The sequence below is a fragment of the Rhodopseudomonas faecalis genome (assembly GCF_003217325.1).
Lineage (GTDB): Bacteria > Pseudomonadota > Alphaproteobacteria > Rhizobiales > Xanthobacteraceae > Rhodopseudomonas > Rhodopseudomonas faecalis.
Genome location: NZ_QJTI01000016.1, coordinates 46,366 through 59,573 on the forward strand (window position 1 = coordinate 46,366; position 13,208 = coordinate 59,573).

At 64.0% G+C, this 13,208-nt stretch carries 12 protein-coding genes; 9 read left to right on the plus strand and 3 right to left on the minus strand.

From position 1 onward, the window contains the following. Positions 1–17 precede the first annotated feature (17 nt). Positions 18–482 carry a thiosulfate oxidation carrier protein SoxY gene (soxY, locus tag BJ122_RS13130; RefSeq protein WP_103011717.1) on the minus strand — a complete coding sequence of 155 codons (465 nt, stop codon included), beginning with the start codon at positions 480–482 and terminating at the stop codon, positions 18–20. 171 nt (positions 483–653) lie between these two features. Here soxY and soxA point away from each other — a divergent pair, with 171 nt between their 5' ends. The 9 genes from soxA (at position 654) to BJ122_RS13175 (ending at position 8,432) form a co-directional block, all read left to right on the plus strand. Next, a complete protein-coding gene (gene soxA / locus BJ122_RS13135) occupies positions 654–1,499 on the plus strand; it encodes a sulfur oxidation c-type cytochrome SoxA (RefSeq protein ID WP_110781445.1) in 846 nt (281 codons plus the stop codon). A 12-nt stretch (positions 1,500–1,511) separates the two neighbouring features. Beyond that, complete coding sequence (gene soxX / locus BJ122_RS13140; RefSeq protein WP_245407725.1) at positions 1,512–2,255, plus strand: sulfur oxidation c-type cytochrome SoxX; 744 nt, start codon at positions 1,512–1,514, stop codon at positions 2,253–2,255. 33 nt (positions 2,256–2,288) lie between these two features. Continuing rightward, positions 2,289–2,786, plus strand: a complete 498-nt coding sequence (locus BJ122_RS13145) for a GlcG/HbpS family heme-binding protein (protein ID WP_110781507.1) — start codon at positions 2,289–2,291, stop codon at positions 2,784–2,786. 402 nt (positions 2,787–3,188) lie between these two features. Further along, on the plus strand, positions 3,189–3,518 hold the full coding sequence (locus BJ122_RS13150; protein ID WP_430694784.1) for a thioredoxin fold domain-containing protein: 330 nt from the start codon (positions 3,189–3,191) through the stop codon (positions 3,516–3,518). An 18-nt stretch (positions 3,519–3,536) separates the two neighbouring features. Next, positions 3,537–3,914, plus strand: coding sequence for an ArsR/SmtB family transcription factor (locus BJ122_RS13155; RefSeq protein WP_110781449.1), 378 nt, complete (start codon positions 3,537–3,539; stop codon positions 3,912–3,914). A gap of 76 nt (positions 3,915–3,990) precedes the next feature. Then, positions 3,991–5,076 carry a YeeE/YedE family protein gene (locus BJ122_RS13160; protein WP_110781451.1) on the plus strand — a complete coding sequence of 362 codons (1,086 nt, stop codon included), beginning with the start codon at positions 3,991–3,993 and terminating at the stop codon, positions 5,074–5,076. Positions 5,077–5,520: 444 nt separating this feature from the next. Then, complete coding sequence (locus BJ122_RS13165; protein WP_245407726.1) at positions 5,521–5,832, plus strand: c-type cytochrome; 312 nt, start codon at positions 5,521–5,523, stop codon at positions 5,830–5,832. A gap of 16 nt (positions 5,833–5,848) precedes the next feature. Further along, entirely contained in the window at positions 5,849–7,117 is a 1,269-nt protein-coding gene (locus BJ122_RS13170; protein ID WP_110781453.1) for an NAD(P)/FAD-dependent oxidoreductase, read from the plus strand. 79 nt (positions 7,118–7,196) lie between these two features. Next, a complete protein-coding gene (locus BJ122_RS13175) occupies positions 7,197–8,432 on the plus strand; it encodes an NAD(P)/FAD-dependent oxidoreductase (protein ID WP_110781455.1) in 1,236 nt (411 codons plus the stop codon). A 461-nt stretch (positions 8,433–8,893) separates the two neighbouring features. On the opposite strand, the gene BJ122_RS13180 is transcribed toward BJ122_RS13175, so the two are convergent. Further along, entirely contained in the window at positions 8,894–12,058 is a 3,165-nt protein-coding gene (locus tag BJ122_RS13180; protein WP_110781457.1) for an efflux RND transporter permease subunit, read from the minus strand. 3 nt (positions 12,059–12,061) lie between these two features. Next, on the minus strand, positions 12,062–13,207 hold the full coding sequence (locus BJ122_RS13185; RefSeq protein ID WP_110781459.1) for an efflux RND transporter periplasmic adaptor subunit: 1,146 nt from the start codon (positions 13,205–13,207) through the stop codon (positions 12,062–12,064). Position 13,208: the final 1 nt, after the last annotated feature.

The following is a 13,208-nucleotide window of genomic DNA, read 5'->3' on the forward strand; positions in this document are numbered from 1 at the left end:
TTTCGTTGAACGGGCCGTTAGCCGCCGCAGCCGCCGATCGTCACTTTGACGTTGGCTTTGGCCGTGTAGAGGCTGCCGTTCGACATTTCGGCAACGCAGATGATGTTCTGGGTCTGCGCGAGCCGCATCCGTGTCGATGCCGCCGCCTTGCCGCAGGCCGGCGAGAATTTGTAGCTGACGATGCCGGGCAGCGGATTGCCATCGGCAAAGACGTGGACCGCCTTGACGTAGTCGGCCTCGGTCATCGGGCTATCAACTTCGACCGAGATCGGCACCACCAGGCCGTTTTCGGCGATTTCCGGCACGTCGAGCTTGATCTTGCCGGCCTCGAACTTCTTGTCGCCGTATAGTTTCTTCAGTTCGGCATCGACCATTTGCTGGTCAGCGAATGACAGCCGCGGCGCCAGCAGCGCGGCGAACCCCGCGATGGCTGCCAGCCCCAGAGCTTCACGACGAGACGGTTTGCCCGCATTCCAACCCATGGTGACGTCCTCCAACGGGAGTCTGCGCTCCCTGGCGATAGTTTCGCTTGACGATATCAAGCCGCCGCTATCAAGATACAAATATCATTATATCGATTTTCTTGAATGTAAAGATACCCGACAGAAGTCGATTGATGGAGCCGCTCCAAGACGGCCAACAGGGAGGAGTTGATGAGAGCAGCGGCGATCGCGGCTGGCGCACTGATGCTGCTTTGCAGCATGGGCGTCATGGCTCACGCTCAGAACAATAAGGACGCTCAGGACAATAAGGACAATGGCGAGAAGGAGATCGAGCGCTACCGCGCGATGATCTCCGATCCGATGTCCAATCCCGGTTACCTCGCGGTCGATCGCGGCGAAGCGCTGTGGAAGCAGCCGCGCGGCGCCAACAATGTCTCGCTGGAACAATGCGATCTCGGGCTCGGCGCCGGCAAGCTGGAAGGCGCCTATGCCAAGCTGCCGCGCTACTTCGCCGACGCCGACCGGGTGATGGATCTCGAGCAGCGGCTGTTGTGGTGCATGGACAAGCTGCAGGCGCTGGATACCAAGGATGTGATCGCGCGGCGCTTCTCGGCGCCGGGACGCGCCTCCGACATGCAGGATCTGGTGGCGTTCATCGCCAACAAATCGAGCGGCATGAAGATCGAGCCGCAGCTCAGTCACCCCAAGGAAAAGGAGATGGCGGCGGTCGGCGAGGAAATGTTCTATCGCCGCGGCGGCGTGATGGATTTTGCCTGCGCTACCTGTCACGGCGAAGAGGGCAAGCGCATCCGCCTGCAGCAATTGCCGAACTTCTCCAAGCCCAGCCCGCAGGCCCAGGAAGCGATGGGCTCCTGGCCGACCTATCGGGTGTCGCAAGGCGCGCTGCGTACCATGCAGCACCGCTTGTGGGACTGCTACCGGCAACAGCGCTGGCCCGTGCCTGAATATGGCTCGGACGGCATCACCGCGCTCACGCTGTTTCTCAATAAGCAGGCGGCGGGCGGCGACATCAACGTTCCTTCCATCAAGCGCTGAGGGCCGGCTGCCATGACCAGGATGACCTTCGCCAAGATGAACTATGTCAAAACCTTCGCCGTGATTGCCGTGGCCGTGGCCGTCGCCGGTGCGGTGGCCGGCCACGCCGCCGATCTGCCGCTGCCGGTGGCCAAGCCCGCTATCAGCCAGGACGTGGTCAGCCAAACCGTGGTCAGCCAAACCGTGGTCAGCCAAACCGTGGTCAGCCAAGCCGTGGTCAGCCAAGCCGTGGTCGACAATTATCTGCAGGCGACCTTTGGCAAGGCGCCGCCGGAATGGCAGGCCAAGATCGTACCGGATGAGGCGATGAAACTATGCAGCAGCTATCGCAACGAGCCGCCGCCGGCGCTGGCTGAAAAGCTGATCGCCGAGGAGAGCCAACGGGTGGTGCTGCCGGCCGACGGCCAGTTCCTCGGCGATTGGAAGTCCGGCGCCAAGATCGCCAATAACGGCCGCGGCGGCCAGTTTTCCGACGACGCCAACACCGTGAATGGCGGCAATTGCTACGCCTGCCATCAGATGGAGCAATCGGAAGTGTCGTTCGGCACGCTCGGGCCGAGCCTGACCCACTACGGCAAGGACCGCCACTACGACGCGGCCGAAATCAAGCGCGCTTATATCAAGATCTACAATTCGCAGGCCGTGGTGGCGTGCTCCAACATGCCGCGCTTTGGCGCCAACAAATTCCTGACCGAGCAGCAGATCAAGGACGTGATGGCGTTCCTGTTCGATCCGCAATCGCCCGTGAACAAATAGCCCGCAACAAACAAACTGGGATTGCTGATCATGATGCTCCGCTCTGTGCTCATCGCCCTGCTCGCCGCCAGCGCTATTGCGGCGGCCGCCCGCGCGCAGGACGCGCTGGTCACCTACAAGGCGCTCAGCCCGGAACTGGCGCTCGACTGCGCGCGCGCCGCACTCAACGAATGCCGCACGCGCGGCTTTCAGGTCGGGGTCGCGGTGGTCGATCGCTTCGGCCTCACGCAAGTGACGCTGCGCGACCGCTTTGCCGGCGCGCACACCATTCCGACCGCGACCGGCAAGGCCTGGACCGCGGCGACGTTCCGCACCGCCACCACCGATCTGCAGAACTTAAGCCAGCCGGGCTCGGCGCTGTCCGGTCTGCGCAGCGTGCCGGGCGCGCTGATCCTGGGCGGCGCGATCACCATCGACGCGGCCGGCTCGCTGGTCGGCGCGATCGGCGTGTCGGGTGCGCCGGGTGGCGACATCGACGAAGCCTGCGCCAAAGCGGGCATCGACGCCATTCGCGAACGGCTGGATTTTTAGCGCTATCGCGAAAGACCGAGCGGCCGCGCTCATACCCGCGGCCCTCGATACCCAACTGTCCAGTCGTCGTGGCCGGGCTTCGTCCCGGCCATCCGCGTCTTGGCCTTTTGAACGCGCGTGACGCCGGTGACTAGGCCTGACGAATCACCACAGCGCCGCTGCTATCAGCCGATATCGCCGAGCGCGGGAAAGGTTGCCACAGCCAGTTCGAGACCTGCGGCATGGCGCCGGACAGGAACATCAGCCCGGCCCTACCGCTCCGATCCAAGAGATATTGGCCGTCAAGGGCGGTAGGCTCTGGTACACATATGCGAATTCGATTATATGTGCGCTATGTCGAAGGGGTGGAGACCGCAACTTCTGTTTGCAGCGCTGCTATTGGCGTTGATGCCGATGCGCGCCATGGCGGCTGAGTTGATCGTGTTTGAACGCGATGGCTGCCCCTGGTGCCAGCGCTGGAATCGCGAGGTCGGCGCCGTTTACGACAAGACCGACGAAGCGAAACGGCTGCCGCTGCGGCGCGTCAATCTCGACCGCGGCACGGCGCAGGGCCTGCGGCTCGATATGCCGGTGCGCTTTACGCCGACATTCGTGGTGGTGGACCAGGACCGTGAGGTCGGGCGCATCACGGGTTACATCAATGACGATACGTTCTGGGGCTTGCTTGGCACCTTGATCGCCAAACTGCCGCCCCCGGTTGCTGAGAGTTCAGTATCGGCCATCCAACGCTAGAGCGGATCCTTCAGCATCATGGCATCGATCCTTCCCGACGATATCGAAACGGAACTGCGAGACGGCGCGGAATATTCGCCGGAACTCGAAACGCTGATGCGCAATGCGCGCAAGGCCAGCAACTTCCTGAAAGCGCTGTCGCATGAAAGCCGGCTGCTGCTGCTGTGCCTGCTCGCCGAGGGCGAACGCTCGGTCAGCGAACTGGAGAGCATTCTGTCGTTGCGGCAATCTGCTGTGTCGCAGCAATTGGCGCGGCTGCGCTATGACGGCATGGTCGATACCCGCCGCGACGGCAAGACGATCTACTATAGTCTTGCCAATGACGACGTGCGCCGTGTGATATCTGTCGTGTACGATATCTTCTGCGCAACCGCGAAGGCCGACAAGAAGCCATAACTCCGCCGGGACGCCGAAAGGCTCGGACCGCGCTTGCCAAGGCGAGCAGCGGCCTTGCGCGCAACGGGAGGTCCCTGTGCAGAGTTGGTCCGCCTGGATCATCGCGTTTGCCGGCTTCGCGATCGGGCTGATCGCCGGATTTGCCGTGCGACAAGCCAAGCTGTGCTCATTCGGCGCGATCGAAGATCTGCTGATCGGCGGTGACAGCCGGCGTATGCGGGTGTTCGCGCTCGCGCTCGGCATTGCGCTGCTTGGTACGCAAGCGCTGATCGCATTCGGCGTGCTGGCGCCGGATCAAACCTCCTACACGCCAAGCGCGCTGCCGCTGCTTTCGACCGTGACCGGCAGCATCCTGTTCGGCATTGGCATGGCGCTGGTCGGCACCTGCGGCTTTGGCTCGCTGGTGCGGCTTGGCACCGGCGATCTGCGCAGCCTGGTGGTGGTGCTGGTGCTGGGCGCGCTGGCCTACGCCACGCTGCGCGGCATTTTCGCAGCGCCACGGATCACGGTGCTGGAGGCGGTCGCCGTTCCGATGCCTGATGGCCTGCGCTCCGACCTGCCATCGCTGATCAAATATCTGATCGGCTCGGAATGGCGCGGCGCGCTGGCGCTGACCCTCGGCGCGGCGCTGTGTTTCAGCGCGCTCGGCAGCAGCCGGATGTGGCGGACGCCGCGATTGCTGACGGCTGGCGCCGTGCTCGGCGTGATGGTGACGCTGGGCTGGCTGGCGACCACGCTGTTGCATGATGACTTCGCCGGGCCGGCGCGGCCGCAAAGCCTGACCTTCGTTTCGACGGTCGGCAAGGCATTGTTTGCCAGCCTGATCAGCACCGCCAATCTCGCCGATTTCGGCGTCGGCTCGGTGTTCGGCGTGATCGCGGGCGCGTTCTTGTCGGCCTGGTGGTCCGATGATCTGCGCTGGGAAGCGTTCGATGATGATCGCGAGATGCGCCGTCATCTCACCGGCGCGGCGCTGATGGGCGTTGGCGGCATTCTCGCCGGCGGCTGCACCATCGGCCAGGGACTAACCGCCGGATCGCTGCTATCGTTGTCCTGGCCGTTTGCCGTCGGCGGCATGATCCTGGGCGCCCGGATCGGCATCGCGTTTCTGATGGGTGACATCCCCTTGCGGGCCCGGCGCGGCAAGCAGCGGCTGACTTAGCCACCCGCTCGCAGCGGGCAAATAACAATCACCGCTGTCACTTGCGGCAGTGCAGCACGGATAATTGCCGCGCGCATCAGCAAGACCACGCACTAACACTTGCCCAAACGCATCTTCGTATTATTATGTTCAAAAAGCTGAATGTATCTCTGCAGAGAGCGGCGGCCACGCTGCTACTGACAAGAGAACGAAGTCGCGCAACGGCCACTACCACAGGCCGCCGACGAAAGGGGCAAGGAAATGCCGGGCAGCCGCCGCAAGGCGATACTGCTTTGCGGAGCATGGGCAGCACAACCGCAACTCGCCTCCCATGATTCGCAGCGCGCACCAACGCCGGCCGAGGCCGCACGGCGAGCCGACCGCGTTGGCCGAGGCCGTCGCAGCGATGTTGTCGTCAGCCTCCAGATCACCAAGGTCGCCGCGCTCGTCATCGGCGCGGTGCTGATGACCACCGCCACGGCGAAAGCCGGCGGCGATCGCGAGCTTGGCGAATATCTCTCCACCGAATGCGTCACCTGTCATCAGCTCAGCGGCCGCAACGACGGCATTCCTTCGATCGTCGGCTGGCCGGAATCGAGCCTCGTGCAAGCGCTGAGCGATTTTCGCGAGCACCGCCGCGACAATGCGGTGATGCGCTCGATCGCCATCAAATTCACCGATGACGAATTGGCGGCGCTGGCTGCCTATTTCGGCAGTCTGGCACCGGATCATGAAACACAGTCGGTCGCCGCCAGCGACGGGGCCACAACCAAATAAGCAGGGAGGAATAAGCATGTCCACGATCACCCGACGCCGGTTTTCGGCATCCGTTCTGGCCGCCGCCGGCGTCCTGGCTGCCCCGGGCGTGCTGCGCGCCCAAGGCAAACCCAAGCTGGTGGTGATCGGCGGCGGGCCAGGCGGCGCCACGGTCGCGAAATATGTCGCGCGCGATTCGCAAGGCGCGATCGATGTCACCATGGTCGAGCCGCTCGACGCTTTCATCACCTGCTTCCATTCCAATCTGGTGCTCGGCGGCCTGCGCAGCTACGACTCGATCATCCACCCCTACAAGCTGTCGAATTACGGCGTGAAGCACGTCCGGCAGATGGCGGCCGCGATCGATCGTGACAAGAAGCAGGTCCGGCTCGCCGATGGCAGCACGCTGCCCTACGATCGCCTGGTGGTCGCGCCCGGCATTGATATCAAGTTCGATTCCGTGCCCGGCTACTCCGAAGAGGCCGCCGCGATCATGCCCCATGCCTGGAAGCCGGGCGCGCAGACCTTGCTGCTGAAGAAACAGCTCGACGCGCTCAGTGACGGCGCGACCATCGTGATGCTGGCGCCGCCCAATCCCTATCGCTGCCCGCCGGGGCCCTATGAGCGCGTGTCGTGTATGGCCGCCGTGCTGAAGGCCAAGGGCCACACCAAGTCGCGCATTGTGGTGATCGACCCCAAGGAAAAATTCTCCAAGATGGCGCTGTTCCAGGAAGGCTGGCAGAAGCACTATCCGGGCATGGTCGAGTGGATGGACCCGAAGATGCACGGCGGCGTCAAGGCGGTCGATCCCAAGGCGATGACCGTGACCACCGACCTCGAAACCATCAAGGCCGACCTTGTCAACGTGATCCCGGCGCAGATGGCAGGCAAGATTGCGCGCGACGCCCAACTGACTAATCAGATCGGCTATTGTCCGATCGATCCGAACAATATGAAGTCGGCGGTCGATCCGAACATCTATGTGCTCGGCGACGCCGCGATCGCCGGCACCATGCCGAAATCGGCTTTCTCCGCCAACAGCCATGCCAAGGTGGTGGCGATGGCGGTGCGCGGCGAACTCGCCGGCAGCCGCACCTTCCCGGCGCGCTATGCCAACACCTGCTGGTCGGTGATCGCCAAGGACGACACCGTGAAAATCGGCGGCCGCTATGAAGCCAAGGACGGCGCGATCGCCGAAGTCGAAGGCTTCGTCTCCAAGACCAACGAAAATCCGGAAGTGCGGCTGCAGACCAGCGAAGAAAACATGGGCTGGTACTCCGGCATCACCGCAGACATCTTCACATGACAGCTCGCCGCGCTTCGCCCGGCGGAGCGCGGCAAGGAGACCGGCTGTGACGACCTCTCCCCTCCTGACCCGACGCAGCATGATCGGCGCCCTGGCCGCGACGGCTGCGTTCGGCTGTCCCGCGATCGCCAAAGCCAAGCCACGGATCGTGGTGGTGGGTGGTGGCCCTGGCGGCGCCACCGCGGCCCGCTATCTGTGTCACGGCTCGGACGCGCTCGACGTGACGCTGGTGGAGGCCAACCGCAACTACGTCACGCCGTTCACCTCCAATCTCTATCTCGGCGGCCTCAAGAATTTTGAGGCGCTGAACTTTGGCTATTACGGCGTGGCCGCTTCCGGCGCCAAACTGGTGTTCGACCGCGTCACCGCGATCGAGCGCGACGCCAAACAGGTGCGGCTCGCGGGCGGCGGCCGGCTCGATTACGATCGGCTGATCCTGTCGCCCGGCATCGATTTTCGCTGGAACTCGGTGCCGGGCTATTCGCAGCAGGCGGCCGCGGTGATGCCGCATGGCTATCAGGGCGGCGAGCAGTTTCAGCTCGTGAAGCGTCAGCTCGATGCGCTCGGCGATGGCGGCACCATTGTCATCATCGCGCCGCCGACGCCCTATCGCTGTCCGCCGGCGCCTTATGAGCGCGCCTCGATGATGGCCAATGCGCTCAAGACGCGCGGCGTCAAGAATGTCCGGATCGTGATCCTGGACTACAAGGATCACTTTGCGATGCAGCCCTTGTTCACCGATGGCTGGGAGCGCCACTATCCCGGCATGGTGGAGTGGCAGGACCCGACCATTCACGGCGGCATCAAGGAAGTCGATCCGCGCACCATGACCGTGGTCACTGACCTCGAACAGATCAAGGCAGCCATGGTCAATGTGATCCCGGCGCAGACCGCGGGCCAGCTCGGCCGCGACGCTGGCTTAGTCGATGAAAGCGGTTTTTGCCCGGTCAATGCCGACACCATGACCTCGCTGATCGATCCGGCGATCCACGTTATCGGCGACTCGGCGATCGGCGGCGATTTCCCGAAATCGGGTTTTGCCGCCAACAATGAGGGCAAGCTGACCGCGATGATCATCCGCGCTGAACTGGCCGGTGGTCGGCGGCTGCCGTTCCGCTTCACCAATCATTGCTGGAGCACGCTGGCGCCGAACGACGCCGTCAAGAACGGCGCGCGCTACGAGCCGCGCGACGGCCGGATCGTGATGATCGAGCCCTATACCTCACAGCTCGACGAAAGCGCCGAGCTGCGCGCCAAGCAGGCGCGCGAAGCCACCGGCTGGTATGCCGGCATGACCACCGACATTTTTGGGTAAGGTTGAGTTAGTTCGGATCAAACAGAACTAACTCCAGCGACAATTGAATCCACTACGCCGCGCGTCATGGCCGGCCGCGTCTTGGACAATCGCGTCTTGGCCATCCACGTCTTGGCCATCCACGTCTTGGCACCTGCACCGCTGCGAAGACGTCGATCCCCGCGACAAGCGCGGGGATGACGTGAAGCAGTGAGGAGAAACGCGCTCACCATCCCTCCCCCCGCGTAGCGGTGGGGAGGGTCGGCGCGTAGCGCCGGGGTGGGGGGAGTTTTGCCGATCACACGGATCGACGCTTCATTTCGATAGTCGGGCAGTAAACGGTAGGCAGAACGAAACTGCGCGCCTCCTCGTCCCCCCACCCGTCCGGCCCGATCAGCATCGGGCCGGCCACCCTCCCCGCAAGGAGGAGGGACAGAGAAGGCGTTGCACCGTCTTGCCGCAACACAAGCGTATTGCGCCCGCTACTGCTTGGCCTTGCCCGCGAACCGCTCGCGCAGGCCCTTGATCGACGGCAGCCAGCGCAGCTCGCCGCTGTTTTCGCGCATCCGTTGGAACACGACGTACAGCATCGGGATGAAGATGATGCCGATCAGGCTGGCCGCCAGCATGCCGGAGAACACCGGCGTGCTGAGATTGCGCCGTGCCAGCATCGCCGCGCCGTGCGCCCACACCAGCGGCACCAGGCCGAGGATAAAGGCGATCGAGGTCATCATCACCGCGCGGAACCGCAGCTTCGCGCCCTGCTCGGCGGCTTCCTTGATCGAGCGCCCCGCCTCGCGTTGCTCCTTGGCGAACTCCACGATCAGAATGCCGTTCTTGGCAGCCAGCGCGATCAGCACCACGAGGCCAATCTGGGCATAGAGATCGAGCGTGACGCCGGCAATCAGCACGCCGACAAACGCACCGAACACCGCGATCGACACCGACAGCAGCACCGGGATCGGGATGATCCAGCTTTCATAGAGCGCCACCAGGAACAGGTAGGCGAAGATCACCGCCAGCGCGATGATGTAACCGGTTTTGCCGACTGCCTGATGCTCCTGATAGGCCGTGCCGGTCCATTCAAAGGCATAGCCGGGCGGCAGCGTTTTTTGCGACACCTCGGCCATCGTCGCCATCGCGGTGCCGGACGACACGCCGGGCGCCGGCGAGCCGTTGATCGAAACGGCACGATAATTGTTGTAGCGGGTGATCACCGCGGGCCCCGTGACGGTGCGCACCGAGGCGATCGATTGCAGCGGCACCATCTCGCCCTTGGCACTGCGCACATAGATGTCCCACAGCGCCGGCAGATCGCGGCGGCCGCTGGCATCGCCTTGCAGATTGACCTGCCAGGTGCGCCCAAACATGTTGAAGTTGTTGATGTAGAACCCGCCGAGCGAGATCTGCAACGCCGAGAACACGTCATTGATGGTGACGCCGAGCGACTGCGCCTTCTCGCGGTCGATGTCGAGGAACACCGACGGCGCGCTGGCGCGATAGGTGCTGAACACCCGCGTCAGTCTCGGGTCCTGGTTCGCCGCCGCGAGCAGGCCGTTGGTAACCGCGCCCATCGCCGCCGGTTCGGCGCCTTCGATCGATTCCAGCTGATACTCAAAGCCACCCGCTGTGGACAGGCCGACCACCGGCGGCACGTTGAACGCCAGCACCATCGCCGAATTGACCTGCTGCACCGCGCCGAACGTTTTCGCGATCAGCACCTGCGCCGATTGGCTCGCGGCCTTGCGGTCCGCGAACGGTTTGAGCTGCACGATGATGAAGGCGTTGTTGGACGCCGAGTAATTGTCGAGCAGCGACAGCCCGACGATCGACACCACGTCGCGCACTTCCGGCATCTTGCGGATGATGTTCTCGACCTCGATCACGGTCTTTTCGGTGCGCGCCACCGAAGCGCCGTCCGGCAATTGCACGTTGACGAAGAACGCGCCCTGATCTTCTTCCGGCAAGAAGCCAGTCGGCGTCTTCCACGACAGCCCGAGCACGCCGATGCCGCACACCACCACGGCCAGCAGCGAAAGCGCCGGTCGGCGCAGCGCGATCCGCACCACGCCGATATAGCCGTCGCGGGCGCCATCGATGCGGCGGCCGAACCATTGCATGATGCCGCGCCGCGGCCCGCTGTGGCGCAGGAACAGCGCGCACAGTGCCGGCGACAGCGTCAGCGCGTTGATCGCCGAGATCAGCATCGCGGCGCTGATGGTCACCGCGAACTGCCGGAACAGCTCGCCCATGATGCCGGGCAGGAAGCCGATCGGCACAAACACCGACAGCAGCACCAGCGTGATCGCGATGATCGGCGCGGTGACCTGCGCCATTGCTTTCTTGGTGGCCTCAGCCGGCGTCAGCTCCGGCTCCTCCTCCATCACCCGCTCGACGTTTTCGACCACCACGATCGCGTCATCGACCACGATGCCGATCGCCAGCACCAAGGCCAGCAACGACACGGTGTTGACGGAGGCGCCGAGGGCCACCAGCACCGCAAAGGTGCCGATCAGACTGACCGGAACGGCGATGGTCGGAATCAGCGTGGCGCGCAGGCTGCCCAGAAACACGAACACCACCGCGGTCACCAGCACGAACGCTTCCAGCAGCGTCGAGATCACCGCATTGACGGTGTCGTTAACGAACACGGTAGAATCATAGGCGATCCGCGCCACCACCGATTCCGGGAAGCGCGGCCGCAGCTGATCGAGCTTGGCCTTGACCGCTGACGCCGTGTTCAGGGCGTTGGCGCCCGGCGCCAGAAACACGCCGATGCCGATGGTCGGATTGCCGTTGAAGCGCGCGTAAGTATCGGCATTCTGCGGCCCGAGCTCGACGCGCGCGACGTCGCCAACCCGCAGCACCGAACCATCCGGATTGGCGCGCAGCACGATCGCGGCGAATTCCTCCGGCTTGGTCAGCCGGCCCTGGGTTTGCAGATTGAGCTGAAACTGCTGATCCTTCGGCACCGGGCGCGCGCCGATGCGGCCGACCGGGGCCTGCACGTTCTGGGCGCCGATCGCGGCGGCGATATCGGATGGCACGAGGCCCAGACTCGAAATCTTCTCGATGTCAAACCAGACCCGCATCGAATAATTGTTGCGGCCGAACAGCATCGCTTCGCCGACGCCGGGCACGCGCGACAGCTCGTCCAGAACGTTGATCAGTCCGTAATTGGTCAGGAACAGCTGGTCGTATTTCTCGCCCTCGCTGAACATGTTGATGACCTGCAGCATCGACGACGACCGTTTCTGGACGTTGACGCCTTGCAGGCGGACTTCGGGCGGCAGCTGCGACAGCGCGTTCTGCACCCGGTTATTGACGTTCACCGTGTTGATGTCGGGATTGGTGCCGAGCGCGAACGAGACGTCGAGCGTGTAGGAGCCGTCATTGCCGCTCGAACTCTTCATGTAGAGCATCTTGTCGACGCCAACGACTTTGGCTTCGATTGGCTGCGCCACGGTGGCTTCCAGCACCTCGGCCGATGCGCCGGGAAACACCGTGGACACGCGCACCTGCGGCGGCACGATGTCCGGCAATTGCGACACCGGAATGCGATACAGCGCCAGCGCGCCGACCAGCGTGGTGATCAGCGCGATGACCGCGGCGAGCCGCGGCCGGTCGATAAAAGTATCGGCAATCATGGCTTACCTCACGCTGGCAGCGGTCGGGCGCGGCGGCAGCGGCGACGGCGCCACCGGTGCGTTCGGCCGCACGCGATGCAGGCCTTCGACCACGATGTGCTCGCCCTCTTTCAGCCCGTCGACGATCGCGGCGGTGTCGGGCGTCGACTGGCCGAGCTTGACGCGGCGCTGGCGCACGATGTCCTTGTCATCGACCACGTAGACGTAATCGCCCTGCTGATCGGTCAGCACCGCGGCGCGCGGGATCGCCAGAATCTCGCGCGGCTTGGCGCTTTCCAGCACCACGCGCACCAATTGATCATGGGTCAGCTCGCGATCGCCGCTCGGCAGCAGCGGATTGGGGATCACGGCGCGCAGCATGATGGTGTCGGTGTCGCGCGCCACGCTGATATCGACAAATTGCAGCCGGCCGGTTTCCTGATAGAGCCGGCCGTTCGGCAATTTGAGCTGTACGCGCAAGCCTTCCAGACTGCCCTGATCGGCGAATTGTTCCCGCAGCAGCAGCAGCCGTTTTAGCGGAATCGGGAAGGTGACATAGATCGGGTCCTGGCTGACCACCGAGGCGAGCGGCCCCGACGCCGGGCCGACCACGTTGCCAAGCGTGATGTTGACCCGGCCGATGCGGCCATCGATCGGCGATTTGATTTCGGTGTAGTCGAGATTGATTTCGGCCTGCCGCAATTGCGCCTGCGCGGCGCGCACTTGCGCGGCGGCGGTCTTTTGCGCGGCACGGGCGTTGTCGGCGGTGCTCTGGCTGCCGGCCGAGGTCTTCAGCAATTGTTCGGCGCGGCTCAGTGCCAGATTGGCATAGTCAAGCTGCGCTTCGCTCTGCGCCACCGCGGCGCGCTTGGCTTCAACATCGGCCTGGAATGGCCCCTGCTCGAGGCGGAACAGCAACTGGCCTTTCTGCACCTCGGCGCCTTCCACGAATAATTGCTCGTGCAGATAGGCGTTGACGCGCGCGGTCAGTTCGACCCGGCCGATCGCCTGGATGCGGCCATTGATTTCCGAGGTTTCGGTGATGGTCTGGCGCGAGGCCATCATGGTGCCGACCGCGGGCGGACCGCCGCCCGGCATTTGCGCGAGCGCGGGCGACGCGCTCAGCAGAACAGCGAGAACCGCCAGGGGACGAAGAACGAGCGATGACATG

Excerpts from the sequence above, each read along its gene's own strand:
- soxY (WP_103011717.1), bottom strand. The coding sequence starts at position 482 with ATGGGTTGGAATGCGGGCAAACCGTCTCGTCGTGAAGCTCTGGGGCTG.
- soxA (WP_110781445.1), top strand. The coding sequence starts at position 654 with ATGAGAGCAGCGGCGATCGCGGCTGGCGCACTGATGCTGCTTTGCAGC.
- soxX (WP_245407725.1), top strand. The coding sequence starts at position 1,512 with ATGACCAGGATGACCTTCGCCAAGATGAACTATGTCAAAACCTTCGCC.
- BJ122_RS13145 (WP_110781507.1), top strand. The coding sequence starts at position 2,289 with ATGCTCCGCTCTGTGCTCATCGCCCTGCTCGCCGCCAGCGCTATTGCG.
- BJ122_RS13150 (WP_430694784.1), top strand. The coding sequence starts at position 3,189 with ATGGCGGCTGAGTTGATCGTGTTTGAACGCGATGGCTGCCCCTGGTGC.
- BJ122_RS13155 (WP_110781449.1), top strand. The coding sequence starts at position 3,537 with ATGGCATCGATCCTTCCCGACGATATCGAAACGGAACTGCGAGACGGC.
- BJ122_RS13165 (WP_245407726.1), top strand. The coding sequence starts at position 5,521 with ATGACCACCGCCACGGCGAAAGCCGGCGGCGATCGCGAGCTTGGCGAA.
- BJ122_RS13170 (WP_110781453.1), top strand. The coding sequence starts at position 5,849 with ATGTCCACGATCACCCGACGCCGGTTTTCGGCATCCGTTCTGGCCGCC.
- BJ122_RS13175 (WP_110781455.1), top strand. The coding sequence starts at position 7,197 with ATGATCGGCGCCCTGGCCGCGACGGCTGCGTTCGGCTGTCCCGCGATC.
- BJ122_RS13180 (WP_110781457.1), bottom strand. The coding sequence starts at position 12,058 with ATGATTGCCGATACTTTTATCGACCGGCCGCGGCTCGCCGCGGTCATC.
- BJ122_RS13185 (WP_110781459.1), bottom strand. The coding sequence starts at position 13,207 with ATGTCATCGCTCGTTCTTCGTCCCCTGGCGGTTCTCGCTGTTCTGCTG.